The organism is Paenibacillus sp. FSL P4-0176, from assembly GCF_037975265.1.
Taxonomy (GTDB): Bacteria; Bacillota; Bacilli; order Paenibacillales; family Paenibacillaceae; genus Paenibacillus; species Paenibacillus amylolyticus.
The window spans coordinates 4,761,916-4,777,847 of record NZ_CP150242.1 but is presented as its reverse complement, the minus strand read 5'-3'; the positions used below and the strand labels follow the sequence as shown (position 1 = coordinate 4,777,847).

20 protein-coding genes are annotated in these 15,932 nt (G+C 47.9%); 19 read left to right on the top strand and 1 reads right to left on the bottom strand.

Translation table 11 applies throughout. The annotated features are described in order from the left end of the window. Nucleotides 1-29 precede the first annotated feature (29 nt). Complete coding sequence (locus MKY95_RS22210; protein ID WP_036614392.1) at nt 30-1,283, top strand: aspartate kinase; 1,254 nt, start codon at nt 30-32, stop codon at nt 1,281-1,283. A gap of 85 nt (nt 1,284-1,368) precedes the next feature. Here MKY95_RS22210 and MKY95_RS22205 read toward each other — a convergent pair whose 3' ends face one another. Then, a complete protein-coding gene (locus MKY95_RS22205; RefSeq protein WP_076251020.1) occupies nt 1,369-2,118 on the bottom strand; it encodes a 2-phosphosulfolactate phosphatase in 750 nt (249 codons plus the stop codon). Nucleotides 2,119-2,382: 264 nt separating this feature from the next. On the opposite strand from MKY95_RS22205, the gene spoIIIAA reads away from it, so the two are divergent. The 18 genes from spoIIIAA to MKY95_RS22115 all read left to right on the top strand — a co-directional run bounded on the left by spoIIIAA (nt 2,383) and on the right by MKY95_RS22115 (nt 15,912). Further along, a complete protein-coding gene (spoIIIAA, locus tag MKY95_RS22200) occupies nt 2,383-3,387 on the top strand; it encodes a stage III sporulation protein AA (RefSeq protein ID WP_036614390.1) in 1,005 nt (334 codons plus the stop codon). After that, nucleotides 3,380-3,898, top strand: coding sequence for a stage III sporulation protein SpoIIIAB (spoIIIAB, locus tag MKY95_RS22195; RefSeq protein WP_036614389.1), 519 nt, complete (start codon nt 3,380-3,382; stop codon nt 3,896-3,898). The genes spoIIIAA and spoIIIAB overlap by 8 nt, the downstream gene beginning before the upstream one ends. A gap of 29 nt (nt 3,899-3,927) precedes the next feature. After that, nucleotides 3,928-4,131 carry a stage III sporulation protein AC gene (gene spoIIIAC, locus MKY95_RS22190; RefSeq protein WP_017687585.1) on the top strand — a complete coding sequence of 68 codons (204 nt, stop codon included), beginning with the start codon at nt 3,928-3,930 and terminating at the stop codon, nt 4,129-4,131. A 32-nt stretch (nt 4,132-4,163) separates the two neighbouring features. Continuing rightward, a complete protein-coding gene (gene spoIIIAD / locus MKY95_RS22185; RefSeq protein WP_017687586.1) occupies nt 4,164-4,553 on the top strand; it encodes a stage III sporulation protein AD in 390 nt (129 codons plus the stop codon). Between the two features lie 20 nt (nt 4,554-4,573). Continuing rightward, complete coding sequence (gene spoIIIAE, locus MKY95_RS22180; RefSeq protein ID WP_036674993.1) at nt 4,574-5,764, top strand: stage III sporulation protein AE; 1,191 nt, start codon at nt 4,574-4,576, stop codon at nt 5,762-5,764. A gap of 31 nt (nt 5,765-5,795) precedes the next feature. Beyond that, nucleotides 5,796-6,626, top strand: coding sequence for a stage III sporulation protein AF (spoIIIAF, locus tag MKY95_RS22175; RefSeq protein WP_076251022.1), 831 nt, complete (start codon nt 5,796-5,798; stop codon nt 6,624-6,626). A gap of 15 nt (nt 6,627-6,641) precedes the next feature. Then, a complete protein-coding gene (gene spoIIIAG / locus MKY95_RS22170; protein WP_036614381.1) occupies nt 6,642-7,280 on the top strand; it encodes a stage III sporulation protein AG in 639 nt (212 codons plus the stop codon). 66 nt (nt 7,281-7,346) lie between these two features. Then, nucleotides 7,347-8,177, top strand: coding sequence for a SpoIIIAH-like family protein (locus tag MKY95_RS22165; protein ID WP_076251024.1), 831 nt, complete (start codon nt 7,347-7,349; stop codon nt 8,175-8,177). A 139-nt stretch (nt 8,178-8,316) separates the two neighbouring features. Beyond that, entirely contained in the window at nt 8,317-8,781 is a 465-nt protein-coding gene (gene accB / locus MKY95_RS22160) for an acetyl-CoA carboxylase biotin carboxyl carrier protein (protein WP_076251231.1), read from the top strand. Between the two features lie 55 nt (nt 8,782-8,836). Further along, entirely contained in the window at nt 8,837-10,180 is a 1,344-nt protein-coding gene (gene accC / locus MKY95_RS22155; RefSeq protein ID WP_036614375.1) for an acetyl-CoA carboxylase biotin carboxylase subunit, read from the top strand. Nucleotides 10,181-10,397: 217 nt separating this feature from the next. After that, nucleotides 10,398-10,808 carry an Asp23/Gls24 family envelope stress response protein gene (locus MKY95_RS22150; RefSeq protein WP_017687593.1) on the top strand — a complete coding sequence of 137 codons (411 nt, stop codon included), beginning with the start codon at nt 10,398-10,400 and terminating at the stop codon, nt 10,806-10,808. 146 nt (nt 10,809-10,954) lie between these two features. Next, nucleotides 10,955-11,494, top strand: coding sequence for an alkaline shock response membrane anchor protein AmaP (amaP, locus tag MKY95_RS22145; protein WP_017687594.1), 540 nt, complete (start codon nt 10,955-10,957; stop codon nt 11,492-11,494). Nucleotides 11,495-11,508: 14 nt separating this feature from the next. Next, nucleotides 11,509-11,742 carry a DUF2273 domain-containing protein gene (locus tag MKY95_RS22140; protein WP_017687595.1) on the top strand — a complete coding sequence of 78 codons (234 nt, stop codon included), beginning with the start codon at nt 11,509-11,511 and terminating at the stop codon, nt 11,740-11,742. A 222-nt stretch (nt 11,743-11,964) separates the two neighbouring features. Continuing rightward, nucleotides 11,965-12,417 carry a transcription antitermination factor NusB gene (gene nusB, locus MKY95_RS22135; RefSeq protein WP_017687596.1) on the top strand — a complete coding sequence of 151 codons (453 nt, stop codon included), beginning with the start codon at nt 11,965-11,967 and terminating at the stop codon, nt 12,415-12,417. Nucleotides 12,418-12,534: 117 nt separating this feature from the next. Beyond that, nucleotides 12,535-13,392 (top strand): bifunctional methylenetetrahydrofolate dehydrogenase/methenyltetrahydrofolate cyclohydrolase FolD, encoded by an 858-nt coding sequence (gene folD, locus MKY95_RS22130; RefSeq protein WP_017687597.1) that lies wholly within the window; start codon nt 12,535-12,537, stop codon nt 13,390-13,392. Between the two features lie 10 nt (nt 13,393-13,402). Further along, the gene (gene xseA, locus MKY95_RS22125; RefSeq protein WP_076318962.1) at nt 13,403-14,767 is read left to right on the top strand and encodes an exodeoxyribonuclease VII large subunit; all 1,365 of its coding nucleotides are present in this window, start codon (nt 13,403-13,405) and stop codon (nt 14,765-14,767) included. Continuing rightward, nucleotides 14,757-15,014, top strand: a complete 258-nt coding sequence (xseB, locus tag MKY95_RS22120) for an exodeoxyribonuclease VII small subunit (protein ID WP_017687599.1) — start codon at nt 14,757-14,759, stop codon at nt 15,012-15,014. The genes xseA and xseB overlap by 11 nt, the downstream gene beginning before the upstream one ends. Beyond that, nucleotides 14,989-15,912, top strand: a complete 924-nt coding sequence (locus tag MKY95_RS22115; protein WP_083669823.1) for a polyprenyl synthetase family protein — start codon at nt 14,989-14,991, stop codon at nt 15,910-15,912. The genes xseB and MKY95_RS22115 overlap by 26 nt, the downstream gene beginning before the upstream one ends. Nucleotides 15,913-15,932 lie beyond the last annotated feature (20 nt).

The window sequence follows — 15,932 nt, the reverse complement described above, 5'->3', positions numbered from 1 at the left end:
TACTGCACAAGGTAGGGAGTGGATTTGCGTTGTCATTGTACGTCATGAAATTTGGGGGTAGCTCGGTCGGAGATACAGAACGCATGAAGCGTGTGGCCGGACGTGTTGTAGAAAAAGCTGATGAAGGACATCGGTGTGTAGTTGTGGTTTCGGCCATGGGGGATACAACAGATGATTTGATTGATCAGGCAAAACAACTGAATAGTGAACTGCCTGCTCGTGAGATGGATATGCTCTTAACGACAGGAGAACAGATTTCGATCTCTTTGTTATCGATGGCTATTCAAGCGCTTGGACGTAAGGCAGTATCGTTTACGGGCTGGCAAGCGGGATTCCGCACAGAGCCGGTTCACGGAAAAGCACGTATTCATGATATTCAACCTGACCGTGTGAATGCAGCACTTGCCGAGGGCAACATTGTTATTGTTGCAGGCTTCCAGGGCATGACGGAAGACGGCGAGATCACAACGCTCGGTCGTGGTGGTTCGGATACAACAGCTGTAGCGCTGGCGGCAGCGATTAAGGCTGATGCGTGTGAGATCTATACGGATGTAGACGGAATCTATTCTACGGACCCGCGGATCGTTAAGGTTGCGCGCAAGCTGAAGGAAATATCGTATGACGAAATGCTAGAACTTGCTAATTTGGGAGCAGCGGTGTTGCATCCGCGTGCAGTAGAGTACGCGAAGCATTCCGGTGTACCTTTAATCGTAAGATCCAGCTTTAACCATAATGAAGGAACGGTTGTGAAGGAGGAAGCAGCAATGGAACAAGGCGTAGTGGTTAGTGGTATTGCCTATGACAAAAACGTGGCTCGCATCAGTATTCTGGGTGTGCCGGATGTACCAGGAGTTCTGGCCGAAGTATTTGGTGCGCTTGCATCCAATCAGCTGGATGTGGACATTATCGTTCAGAGCGGAGTGATGGATGGCAAAGCGGACTTCTCGTTCTCTGTGGCGCTGTCTGATCGTGAGAACGCATTACGTGTCATTGAAGGCCTTCACAGCCGCTTGCCTTACCGTGAAGTTACATCTGAGGAGAACCTCGTTAAAATCTCCATTGTTGGCGCAGGCATGGTCAGTCATCCTGGTGTAGCTGCGAAGATGTTCAAAGTCATTTCGGCTGAAGGCGTGAGTATCAAGATGGTGAGCACTTCCGAGATCAAAGTATCTTGTGTTATTGACGGAGATAAGCTGCATGACGTCATTAAGGCATTGCATACAGCATATGATCTCGACACTGCCGAGCAAGCCGTTATCGGTGGACCTCAAGATCGCAGATAAGTATCTTCAATATATGTAAATTAGCAAAGGTGTACTGTTGCCAACGGGCAGCAGTACACCTTATTTGTTTTTCTCATGGCAATTCTCACATCAACTTGAACATCTTTCCCCCGCGTATGCCTCTATAAGGCTGCATGCGGTTCCCCTCCCCCATCTCGGGAACACAATCCAGCAGGTTTAATTGAGAACAATACGAAATATCATGAACTCTGCCTAACTTTTCAAGCCTCCGCCCGCTAACAGACCCCTGGACCAACTCCGGGATGCTCTCACTACGTTGGGATACCGCCTGATGAAGCACTATGCCGAGATCGTTAAGTTGGAGGGGAGAACAGGATTGACGGTGCAGTTCATCGATGATACATCCAGCACACAAGCCGTCCTCCAGAGCAAATTCATCCTGGTTCCCCGCACATAACAGCAATACATCTCGTTGAAGTTCACATAGAGCTGCTGCAACAGCCTGCACATTGAGAAATGAACCAGCGAATACATGTTTCCCCTTGGAAGCCTTGATCAAAGCTCGTGTTCCATCGGTTGTGGTTAGAATGATTGTTTTATCTGCAATGCCTGCAGTCATATATTCATAGGGGGAATTCCCCACTTCGAATCCGGTGATTTTTTTGTCAAAACGCTCCCCGCCTCGAATGCAATCTTTCACTTCCATTTGTTTGGCTTGTGGAACGGTCTCTACGGCAATCACAGCCGAAGCGTCATACGCCAGAGCCGTAACAATCGTACTGGTCGTACACAATACATCAATGACAACTGCACTTCGCCCTGCAATATCAATGGTACGTACTTCATTCACATTGCCAACGACATCAACTCGCACTCCCCACAACTCCTTTCTGGTATCTGGGGATCGGTAGTTCTGTTTTGAACCGGAATGGAACTTACCTATCTGCAATTACTATATGCATGCACATCTAGACGGGTGCCTAGAACAGAAGGTGCATCTATGGTTTCAACTCTCAACCGCATTCTGAAGAATTGATAGATTTCAGCGTCATAAATTAAATGTACAGGCATAAACTTGAGATATGAACAAGCGCCAGAAGTGTGAACCAAATGATCTCAAGGTTGGAGGAGCCTACTCATGAAGGTGAACTGGAGGGAACTTTTTCCGGAACCGATCCGAACCATTCTTGGAAGAATGCCACCCGCTCTATTGGAACAAGTGGAGGAAGTACGTATTCGTGAAGGCAGACCCCTGGAGATTAATGCAGGCAACACATACCACTTCCTGACACCTCAAGGTTGTCCGACCGGGAATCCTGAAGAAGCGTATGTTCCTCAGAAAGAAGTGACGCACAGGTTGCTGGACCTGATCAGTAACCATTCACTTTATACATTGGAAGAGGAACTGCGCAAAGGGTTCATCACCATACCTGGGGGACATCGAATCGGGCTTGCTGGACGAACGGTACTAAGCGGTGGGCGTGTCGAATACTTGCGTGACATCAACGGGTTTAACGTTCGCGTAGCCCGTGAGGTACATGGAGTGGCTGATCGTATCCTTCCTTATCTTCTCGATATGAAGAGCGGACAGGTCCTGCACACGTTGATCCTATCACCACCACAACAAGGGAAAACGACGTTGCTGCGAGATCTGGCGAGACAAATTAGTAGTGGTACAAAGCTTACAGGGGGAACTGAACTGGTTCAGGGAATACGTCCACGTCTGAAAGTGGGCATTGTGGATGAAAGGTCCGAAATCGCTGGTAGCTACAAAGGAGTACCTGGCTTCGACGTAGGTCCCCGAACAGATGTGATGGACGGTTGTCCGAAGGCTGAGGGCATGATGATGATGCTTCGCTCCATGTCGCCCGATGTCCTGATTGTGGACGAGATCGGTCGTCCGGAGGATGCCGAGGCTGTGATGGAAGCCCTGCATGCAGGAGTCTCAGTGATTGCGACTGCGCATGGCCGTGACCTATCGGAGCTGTCGGCCAGACCCGCCCTCAGAACCTTAATTACGGAGCAGATGTTTCAACGTTATGTCCAGCTGCAACGGACGAGCCGGGGCATGACCTTTCGGCTGGCTGATGGCAAAATGCGTGGGTTGCAGCTGACCGGGGCAGGAGGTGAAGCCTTTGGTTAACATGTTTGGTGCGGTAATTATTCTGTTAGCCAGCACCCTCGCCGGATTTTACAAGGCCAGACAGTATGCATTAAGACCGAGACAGTTGCGAGAACTCATTGCAGCCCTCCAGCGACTAATGACGGAGATTAACTATGGGCTCACTCCACTTCCCGATGCCATGGGGAAGATGGGAGCACAGACCAAAGAACCTGTAAAGACGTTGTTTCTTCATGCAGCTACACAGATGGAACCTCCTCATGGACTCACTGCCCGGGAAAGTCTGCAGTCAGGCGTGGATCTGGCGTGGGGAAGATCGGCCATGAAGGCTGACGAGAAGGAAGTGATGCTGCAATTAAGCTTCAGCCTTGGCACAAGTGACCGTCAGGATCAGACCAAACATATATCGTTAGCCATTCAACAACTAATGCATGAGGAATCCCGCGCCCAGGCCGATCAAATGAAATATGAACGAATGAGCCGAAGCCTCGGGATGCTTGTCGGAGCGTTAATCGTCATTCTGATCTTCTGAAATAGCCGGGATAGTGAGGTGCCAAGGTCATGAATCTAGAAGTGAACGCAATCTTTCAAATTGCGGGTATCGGAATCATCATCGCCATGATTCACACGGTACTGAAACAAATGGGAAAGGAAGATATGGCTCACTGGGTGACCGTAATCGGATTTGTCGTTGTATTGTTCATGGTGGTCCGTATGCTGGACAGCCTGCTACAAGAGATCAAATCGATATTTCTTTTTCAATGAAAAACGGTCATGAAGCCGGATGGTGGTGACCTGTGGAAATTATCCAAGTTGTAGGTTTGGCGCTCATCGCAACAGTGCTCATTCTGGTCATTAAGGAACAGAAACCGATGTTTGCCTTTCTGATTGCTGCCGCGACCGGCATTGTCATCTTCATGTTGTTGATTGGCAAAATCGGAGCAGTCATCGAAGTGTTGAAGCGGCTTGCCGAGAATTCAGGCATGGAAAGTATTTATCTGAAAACGGTGCTGAAAATTATTGGCATAGCGTACATCGCTGAATTTGGCGCACAGATTGTCAGGGATGCAGGTCAAGAAAGCATTGCGTCCAAGATCGAATTGGCTGGTAAGGTACTGATCCTTGTACTTGCTATACCGATCATCAGCATTATTATCGAAACCGTCATGAAGCTGATGCCGGTGTAGAAAGGGCGTGCGGACTTCATATGAAATCAATGCATCTTAAGCCGCAGTGGCGCCTTACGGTTGTGCTGATGCTCTGTTTTCTGTTTGGTATCCTGGGACAGGTTACTGCAACCTCGCCTTCCGGTGAGTGGATGGAGCAGCAGGCCGATCACCTTCCCAAGGATCAGGTGGAGAAATACTGGGATCAACTGATGCAACAATACGGTGGTTTCTTCCCGGATGGGAAGACCCCTTCCTTCATGGATATGTTAATCCCCGGCAATGAAGGGTTCAGCCTGAAATCGGTGTTTGTAGCGATAGGAACCTTCATGCTGCATGAAATTTTATATAATGGCAAACTTCTGGTCACGATTGTGATGTTAAGTGTACTCAGCATGATTCTGGAGACACTTCAGACCGCATTTGAGAAAAATAATATTAGCAAAATCGCCTATTCCATCTGTTATATGGTCATCATCATTATTGCGATTAACAGCTTCAGTGTGGCGATTGGATACGCCAAGGATGCCATAACCGGCATGATCAACTTCATGATGGCCATGGTTCCCTTGTTATTCACACTGCTTGCGTCCATGGGTAATGTCATCACCGTCTCGGTGACACATCCACTCATCATTTTCATGATTCATCTGGTGAGTACGTTGATTCACTTGCTGGTATTCCCGTTACTCTTCTTCTCAGCTGTTCTGCATCTCGTCAGTTCATTGTCTGACAAGTACAAGCTGACACAGCTGGCAGACCTCCTGCGCAATATTAGTGTGGCACTGCTGGGTATCCTGCTGACGATGTTTTTGGGTGTAATCTCGGTTCAGGGAGCATCGGGCTCCGTAGCGGATGGAGTTAGCCTGAAGGCCGCCAAATACATCGCAGGCAACTTTGTCCCTGTCGTGGGCAGAACATTTGCGGATGCGACGGATACGGTAATTACAGCTTCTTTACTTGTCAAAAATGCAATTGGACTCACCGGAGTGATCATCATTTTGTTTCTATGTGCCTTTCCGGCACTCAAGATTCTGGCTCTTGCCTTGATATACAACGTAACTGGTGCCATTATGCAACCGCTAGGAGACACCCCGATTGTAGGATGCCTCCAGGCCATCGGCAAGAGCATGATCTACGTATTTGCGGCGCTGGCAGCCGTCGGGCTGATGTTTTTCCTGGCCATTACCATCTTGCTGACCGCGGGCAATCTGACTGTCATGATGCGCTGAATGTATGTTGGCAAGAAAGGGGGTGGAAAGGATGGGGTGGCTGAGCAACTGGCTCCAGGATTTGATTATGATCGTTCTGCTGGCGACTTTTGTGGATATGTTGTTGCCCAATCGATCCATGGAACGTTATGTCAAGCTTGTGCTGAGCCTTCTCATCCTGCTGACCCTTTTATCACCCATAACCAAGCTGCTCAAAAGTGATCCGGTTGGCGAACTGAAACGGGCAATGTCTGCAATGGATGCTCCATCGAATGGGAATGCGACACTCGAACAGATATTAGCTCAGGGCAAACGGCTACAATCCAATGAACAGGAACAATCCTTACAATGGACAGCCAAAGAACTGGCTAATGTCATGAAAGGTCAGATTGAAGAAACAACAGGAGCCAAGGTGCGGTCCGTAGAGGTACAGCTGACCATGAGTAAATTTGAAACGGAGATGGAAGCTGCCTCATCAGTCGAACTGCCTGTGATCCAGCGTGTGTTGGTCGAGATGGCCGGAGAGGGTGTAGAAGGAGAAGTGAAGGCAGGGCAGCAAGAAGTCGCTGCTAACACACAACCCATATTTGGAACAGACACAGAAGTCGAGAAGGATAAATCACATCAAATACAGCAGCCCATCCAGATCGGTCAGATTGAAGTGCCTGATGTTCAGATTGATGTGAGTAGAGGGCAACGTGATGGAAATGAAGCGTCTTCGGAGCCTGTTATACGTGATCAAGCAGATGAGACGAAGCAGCAAGGTGAGACATCCACAAGGTCCGAATATGCGGTGCAGATTATTACATTGTTGACTGAAAAGTGGGATGTTGATGCAAACAACGTTCAAGTGACAGAACCAAAAAGTGCTGAAGTGCTCTGAGAAGGAGGGTGTCCGATGAAACAATGGTTCAAAAAGATGGAAACCTGGATGGGTGGCGGAGAGGGTGGGGCAAGGCGAAGTCAAACCTTCCGCTGGCTGATTATCCTGGGTTTGATCGGGGTGGGAATCATGCTGTTCAATTCCTTCGTCAATGTCAAAAAAATTGATTCCGAAAATATCGGTCGGGAACCACCGGACCCGGCAACATCCATGGCATCCATACAGAGTGATCCGTCGGAACAGAATCCTTTTCAGGCGATCGAAATTGCATTTGAAGACAAAATCAAAGGTGTGCTGGAAAACATTGTTGGTGTGGGAACGGTTGATGTGATGGTTACCGTGGATTCCACAGAAGAATTGGTCGTTCAGCGGAACGTGAAGGATTCTCAGCAACTTACCGAAGAAACCGATGCTAGCGGGGGCAAACGGCATATGACGCAATATACCCGTGATGGCGAGATTATTACTTACGAAATAGCAGGGGATCAGACACCTATAGTGACCAAAAAGCTCAAACCGCAGATCCGTGGGGTGCTTGTGGTTGCGAGGGGTGCAGAGAACAAGGTTGTGAAGGACCTGATAACCGATGCTGTGGAAAAAGGACTGAATGTGGCAGCCTACCGGATTTCGGTTGTACCGCGCAAACAAGACTAATCTGATGTGTTGAATCACAAGATTCAATTCTCATAAGATTGAAGCCAATTTGAGGAGGAAGTTCTAATGAATAACAAACGTCAAACGGTATGGCTCGTTTCCATGCTGAGTCTGATGGTCATTTTGTCCGCGTATTATCTGTTCACTGAGGATTCCGGTCCAGTCAACGCGCCGGTGGCTGACAGTCAGCAAGTGGATGGAATCAAGCAGGGGGAAGCAAAGGAGACGGCAGGCATTCTTGATCCTACAGAAGGTTTGGTTGTAAATGAAGTGGTGAATAGCGGCGAAGTTGAAAGTGATCCAAGTGCGGTTGGCGCTGTGGAGGAACCATCGGCTACGGAAGGTAAAGAAGCTGGAAATACAGAGAAAACACCTGCTGTCGAACCAGGCGAAAATAAGGGTGAGACAGGTAAAGAAACCAACAAAGAGACCGACAAAGGCGCAACAACTACACCGGAGACAGACGGTCAGGCAGGCGGCACTGCAACCAAGACAGATGAGGAAGTCCTCAAGGAAATGGAAGAGCAGAATACGACAGCATCTGCGAGCAGCCAGTTCCAGAACTACCAGTGGCAACGTGAGGAAAGCAACAATCGTAAGTATGAGGAACTGATGACCGTGGCAGGTGATCTGAGCAAAACGCCAGAGGAGAATGCCAAAGCAACCGAGCAACTCCGTACACTGGAAGAAAAAGAAGCTAAAATCACTGGCATTGAGGAGACGCTCTCTCAACAGTACGCTAATGCGATCGTTCAAGAAGATTCCGACAAGTATAAGGTTGTGGTCCTCAGTGACAAACTGGATGTAAAACAGGCGGTATCCATTGTGGATCTGGTCATGAAAGAATTGGCGGTTTCACAGAACAAAATCAGCGTGCAATACGTCACAGAACAGTAATCCAAATCATGGAAATGCAGTCCCGGGAGCTGGTTGCACTCTCGGGCTCTTTCCATTTTTAATGATTATGATATAATACATAAAGCCATATGACCGTCCTAGTGAGACTGGCATGATGCCGAAGGAGTGAATAATGGAAATGTTTAAATTGAGTGAAATCAAAGAACTGATTAAACTGGTAGATGAAAGTTCCGTTCAAGAGTTGGAAATTGAAAATGAAGGATCACGGTTATCAATCCGCAAACCGGGCAAAACGGAGTATGTTCAAGCAACTGCTGTGCAACCGCAAATGATTGCTGCTCCGCAAGTACAGCCGGCAGCAGTGGTAAGTGAAGCTGCACCGCAGGTCGATACTACAAGTCATTTACATAAAATTGTATCTCCGATGGTAGGTACTTTTTACAGAGCTTCCTCGCCGGAAGCGGGTCCTTTTGTGAGCGCTGGTGATAAAGTTGTTGAGAAAACAACGGTATGTATCATCGAAGCTATGAAGCTGATGAACGAGCTTGATGCGGACATCAAGGGAGAAATCGTTGAAGTGCTGGTTGAGAACGGACAGCTGGTCGAGTATGGGCAGCCCCTTTTCCTGGTGAAACCGGAATAACCGTTATAGCTGGTTAACAGCTAACCGCATGAGCTTCGAAGGAGGACAAAACGAAATGAAATTTCAAAAAATACTGATTGCGAACCGTGGAGAGATTGCGGTACGTATTATTCGTGCCTGCCGTGAAATCGGTATCTCAACGGTAGCCGTCTACTCGGAAGCGGACAAGGATTCTCTGCATGTTCGTCTTGCAGATGAGGCTTATTGTATCGGACCGACACTGTCTAAGGACAGTTACCTCAACTTCACAAACCTGATGAGTGTAGCTACGCTGACGGAATGTGATGCAATCCACCCTGGATACGGTTTTTTGGCGGAGAATGCTGATTTTGCGGAAATTTGTGAGTCTTGCAATATTACATTCATCGGGCCTTCACCCGAAGCCATTACCAAAATGGGAGACAAGGCTGTTGCCAAACAGACGATGAAAGATGCAGGAGTACCTGTTATTCCTGGATCAGACGGCCTTGTTGAAAATATGGATGAAGCCATCATGATTGCTAGAGATATCGGATATCCTATTATTATCAAAGCTACTGCTGGTGGCGGAGGTAAGGGAATTCGTATTGCCGAAGATGAAGAAACGCTGATTAAGCAGATTACCGCTGCTCAGCAGGAAGCACAAAAGGCATTTGGCAATGCAGGTGTATATCTGGAGAAATTCCTGACAGGTATGAAACACGTGGAAATTCAGATCATTGCTGATAAACACGGAAATGCAGCACATTTGGGAGAGCGTGATTGTTCGGTTCAGCGTCGTCGCCAGAAATTGGTAGAAGAAGCTCCGTGTCCGATTCTCTCCGAAGATGTGCGCACACTGATGGGTGAAGCTGCGGTACGGGCTGCCCTTGCTGTGGATTACTCGGGAGCGGGTACATTGGAGTTCCTGCTCAGCCCGAATGGCGAGTTCTATTTCATGGAGATGAATACGCGTATTCAGGTAGAGCACCCGGTGACTGAGATGGTTACTGGCGTGGATCTGATCCGTGAGATGATCTCGGTAGCTGAAGGCAACCCACTCTCATTCCGTCAGGAAGACGTGGTTATCAATGGCTGGTCCATTGAATGTCGTATCAATGCAGAAGATCCGGACCGTAACTTTATGCCATCACCAGGCAAAATCGGATTCTACCTTGCACCGGGAGGACCTGGCGTTCGTGTAGATAGTGCTGCTTATCCGGGTTATACCATTTCACCTTTCTATGACTCCATGATCGCAAAATTGATCGTGTGGGGAGCGAATCGTGAAGAGGCGATTGCCAAGATGAAACGTGCGCTTGGGGAATTTGCGATTGAAGGCATATCTACAACTATTCCTTTCCATCAGAAATTGCTGGAGCACCCAACGTTCATTCGCGGTGACTTTGATATCAAATTTCTTGAGGAAAACGAGATTTAAAAGGTATATTGGGCTTGTTTGTCATAATGTAGCCCAAATGATATAGTATGAATAATAAGAGCGCATGTCTCCTGCAAAGGATAAGCCCGCACCTCGCGGATGTTTGCAGGAGTTCCGGTAAAGCCGGACCGGAAGGGTTCTGAAGGTTGATTAACCTGAGTCCAGCGCCCTGACGGATGGCCGCAAACTTATCTCGCGAAAGGTGTGTTGAACAGTTATGAGTACACTACCGACTGAATTTGAACGAACGGATATCGGTGAAATCCAGATCGCACCTGAAGTTATTGAAGTGATTGCTGGATTGGCGACCCTTGAAGTGAAAGGTGTTGCAGGCATGAGTGGCGGATTCGCTGGCGGATTTGCTGAATTGCTTGGTCGCAAAAACCTTTCCAAAGGCGTTAAAGTTGAAGTGGGCCAACGTGAAGCTGCAGTTGATGTTTCCGTAATTATCGAGTACGGATACCGTCTGCCACAAGTAGCTACGGAGATTCAACAGAACGTGAAACGTTCCATCGAGAACATGACAGGATTGAATGTGAATGAAGTGAATGTGCACATTCATGACGTTCAGTTCAAGAGCACCGAGAAAGTGGAAGAGATCGACCTGAACAGTCAGCGCGTAAAATAAAAGAAGACAGATTCCCCCGGCATCATCTGCCGGGGGTTATCCCGTCTTGGACAGGTCTTCATTATAGCGAAAGCTAGATGAGGATCTGATTTTTTGCTAGTGAACAGGTTAAGTAATGTTAGTGAGCAAGGGAGGCTGTGCAGTTCGTGGCTAAAATACTGGATCGGCTTCTGTTGTTTATATACAGCATAAGCGTTGGAGCAATATCGGCAGCCGTCATTCTTCTGATTAGCGGTGTGCTGCCTTACGAATTGAATTACCAGCAGGAACAAAACGTTATTGTTGCGTCGGTTATTGCAGCAGCGATTTTGTTTATCCTGAGTTTGCGATTTTTCTACATCTCGGTTCGGCGTGAGCGTGCATCGTTGCCGTCTGTAGATCAACGTACTGAGTTTGGTGATGTACAGATTTCGATGGAGACGATTGAGAATCTCTGTTTGAAGGCAACTTCCCGTTTCCGGGGAGTACGTGATGTCAAGGCACGCATACGTGTGGTTGAGTCAGGACTGGAGATTATGATCCGTGCAGTAGTGGATGGTGAGACACCTATTCCTGCGCTGACTTCTGATCTGCAAAAGGCGATACATGATCATGTACAAGAGATTACGGGCATCCCGGTTTCTTTTGTCACGGTGTATATCGCTAATGTAACCCAGTCGCCTAACTACAAGAGTCGAGTGGAATGAGGTGAGTTTCACTGATGCTGTGGAAAGAGATTTGGGATAGTCACAGAGGCCGAATTACCGGAATTATCGGCGGCATCTTTTTTGGATTTCTTTATGTATGGATCGGTTTTTGGGATATGTTGTTCTTTGCACTCTTGGTGTTCATCGGTTATACGTTAGGCAGACGAAGCGATTCGAAGCTGGGTTCGTCTATTCCCTGGAGGGAGTGGGGGCAATGGCTGGGCGATCGCTGGCGTCCGTTTAAGTGACCTACCTGAACCCTGCAATATGTTTCTTCCGAAAATAGAACTGTAGTTTAGGTTGCCCGTTTTTTGGAGGATACGTATTGCAGGTTTTTTTGTGAAAAGGGATAACAATAACAATACCGTGGAAGTCATCGATCAATCCAATACAGGATTTGATGAGATGGTTGCATGGATTATAAAATAAGCATGATGACGCTCCAGACGGAGCGCTGCAGGAGGCAGGACATGAAAAGACGTTTGGCAAGGGAAATTGCAGTACAAAGTCTGTATCAGATGGAAATGAATGAGGTAGGTGCAGCAGAAGCTGTGAACATGTTAATCAATGAAGCTGCTGAAGATAATGAAACCGAAGTAGTTATTCGCGATGCAGATGTAATGCGTACTTATGTTACTGAGATTGTACAAGGAGCCTGGAACAATAAGGAAGCCATTGACGGGCTGCTTGTGGATTATTTGAAAGGTTGGCAGATCAGCCGTCTATCACGTGTAGATCGCCAGATTCTACGACTGTCAACGTATGAAATGGTGTTTCGTGATGACATTCCGGCAAAGGTATCGGTCAATGAAGCGATTGAACTGTCCAAATATTTTGGTACAGAAGAATCCGGCAAGTTCGTCAATGGTGTACTTGGACGCATGATTCAGGAAGTTGACGCGATTAAAGCAAAATTATCTTAAGTTATGATTAATTATAGTGTGTGTTCAAAAAGACCGGTTTTCAGTATCCTTCGTAATCAAAAGCGGGCTTTTTGAACAACCTCTAAATTTATATTCACATAAGGGAGAGAGAGTACAATGACAGCATCTATTATTAACGGTAAAGAAGTATCCCAAGAGATCCGCGCAAGCATGACAACAGAAGTAAAACAGCTTAGCGAACAGGGGGTAGTACCTGGTCTGGCTGTTGTGCTCGTCGGGGAAGATCCGGCATCCCAAGTATATGTGCGTAATAAAGAAAAAGCATGTCACGACCTCGGTTTCTACTCCGAAGTGCATCGCTTGGATGCAGATACGTCCCAAGAAGATCTGCTTGCGCTGGTGGACAAGCTGAACAATCAACAATCCATTAACGGAATTTTGGTTCAACTTCCACTACCGAAACACATCGAAGAGAAAGCGGTCATTGATGCGATTGCCGTGGATAAAGACGTAGACGGATTCCATCCAGTCAATGTTGGTAATCTCGTAATTGGAGACGATAGTCTGCTTCCATGTACCCCAGCGGGTGTAATTGAACTGATCAAACGTACTGGACTGGAAATGTCCGGTAAACATGCAGTGGTTATCGGAAGAAGCAACATCGTTGGCAAACCGGTATCGCTGTTGCTCCAACGTGAGAATGCGACGGTAACCATGTGTCATTCCCGTACAGCCAACATGAAAGAAATTACACGTCAGGCGGACATTTTAGTTGTAGCCATCGGCCGTGCTAATTTTGTGGATGCTGATTTTGTGAAACCAGGTGCTGTTGTTATCGATGTCGGCATGAACCGTTTGGAGAATGGCAAACTGGCAGGAGACGTTGATTTCGAGAGTGTGAAAGAAGTTTCTGGTCCAATTACACCCGTTCCTGGCGGTGTTGGTCCGATGACAATCACAATGCTGATGCAAAATACATTGATCGCTGCCAAGCGCGCTCACGGATTGGCCTAGGGTTTTGTCTGTGGCAGATCAAAAGATCTACTCCATCAAAGACCTGAACCGATACATCCGGATGAAACTGGAATCGGATCAGGTCCTGTCGGACGTCTGGCTGCGCGGGGAGATTTCGAATTTCACACATCACTCCAGCGGCCATATGTATTTTACATTGAAGGACAAGGACAGCCGGATCAAGTCAATTATGTTTGCGTCCCATAACCAGCGATTACCCTTTGTACCGAAGGAGGGTGCAAGGGTTATTGCCCGTGGTAATGTCTCGGTGTATGAACGGGATGGGCAGTATCAATTCTATGCTACCCATATGCAGCCGGACGGAATTGGAAGTCTGTATCTGGCTTACGAACAGCTGAAGAAAAAGCTTGAGGATGAAGGGTTATTTTCACCTTCTCGAAAAAGACAGATCCCTCGTTATCCACAGACCATCGGGGTTGTAACTTCACCGACAGGAGCGGCGGTGCGAGACATTATGATCACACTCCAGCGCAGATACCCTTCTGCCAAAGTTGTTTTATATCCTGTTCTGGTTCAAGGGAAGGGTGCAGCACCTTCCATTGTCAAAGCGATTGGCAACCTGAACCGGATGGGAGAAGCCGATGTACTTATCGTTGGACGCGGAGGCGGTTCACTGGAGGAGTTGTGGGCCTTTAACGAGGAGATTGTGGCAAGAGCAATAATTGCTTCGGATATTCCTGTCATTTCTGCGGTTGGGCACGAAACGGACTTCACTATTGCTGATTTTGCAGCCGATTTGCGTGCGGCTACACCTACAGCAGCTGCTGAATTAGCTGTACCTAATAGAGCTGAGTTGCTTGATCAGATCGGACAACGTCAGCGCCAGTTACAGCACAGCTTACGTCAGCGTGCTGTACATAAACGTGAACGGCTCGCAAGATTACAGCGTTCGCCAGTGCTGGTGCATCCAAGACGTACCTTGATGCAGCACACGGAACGACTGGATATGATGCACCAACGTCTTTTGAGAACAGTCGATACACGTATGAAATGGACAGGAGAGAAGCAGGAGCGTCTGCGGGCAGCACTGCAACGATTCAATCCTCGTGAGCAGGTCAATGTAGCACGCCGTGAGAATGCGGCAGCACGCAGACAACTGGAACTTGCGATCAGGTCTATAGCCAGATCGAAGCAGCAACAGTGGAAATCATCTGTGCGGCATCTGGATGCGCTTAGCCCACTCAAAGTCATGTCACGGGGATACAGCCTTGTCTATGACGAGCAGGAACAGCGATTGATCAAGTCAACGAAAGATGTACAGCCTGGAGATTCAATTAAGATTAAATTAACAGACGGACAGCTGGACTGTCAGGTTTGGGGAATGAAGGAGGACGACAATACCCATGGCGAATGAACCGGAATTGAATTTTGAAGAGGCAATGGCGGCATTGGAAGACATCGTAGGTCAGCTGGAACATGGTGATGTTCCGTTGGAACAGGCCATCGATCTGTTTCAACGCGGGATGAAACTTTCGCAACTTTGCGGTCTTAAGCTGGAACAAGTGGAACGCAAGATCGAGATGATCGTAGAAGAAGATGGAGAGCTTCGCAAGAAGCCTTTCGGAACTGCTGACGATGAGAGCGGTGAAGTCCATGAGTAATCGTCCTTCGTTTCAAGTGTACCTCGAAGAGGTCACAGCTGCGGTGACAGAAGCGTTGAAACACACGCTTCCCGATCACTGGGATGTACCCCAATCGTTGACGGATGCGATGCAGTACTCACTCATGGCCGGAGGCAAACGCCTTCGTCCTCTTCTGGTCGTTGCTGCGGCGGAAGCCTTCGGTGCACAGCGTACAGCTGCAATGCCGGTAGCCTGCGCCGTGGAGATGGTTCATACGTATTCACTGATCCACGACGACCTGCCTGCTATGGATAATGATGATTACCGCAGGGGAAAATTAACGAATCATAAGGTATATGGTGAGGCAACAGCCATATTGGCAGGCGATGCGCTGTTAACCCATGCTTTTTATAGCATTGTTCAAGCTGGACGCCGTAGCGGTGTAGCGGCAGATGCGTTGCTGTCCATCGTAGAGGACATGTCCGAACTTGCTGGAGCAAGAGGTATGGTCGGCGGCCAAGTCGCGGATATGGAAGGCGAGCAAGGCATGACCGATCTTTCACAGCTCCAATATATCCATTTGCACAAAACGGGTGATCTGATTGTTTTCTCACTCATTGCTGGAGCACGAATTGGTGGAGCAACGGAAGGACAATTGGAAGCCTTACGTGTGTTTGGCCGTGATCTGGGGCTGGCATTTCAGATTCAGGATGATATTCTCGACCTGACGGGTGACGAGCAGAAGATGGGCAAGAAAACACAGAGCGATGTGAATCAACAGAAGGTAACATATCCTTATTTTATTGGCATGGAGGCTTCTGTAGATGAAGTGAAATCCCTTACCCAATCTGCAAAAGACGCACTTGAAAGAGCCGAGTTACCTGATGCATCCAGATTGTTGGAAATTGCAGATTACCTGATGAGTCGTGACCATTAGATTCTGACGGAGCGGTCTGT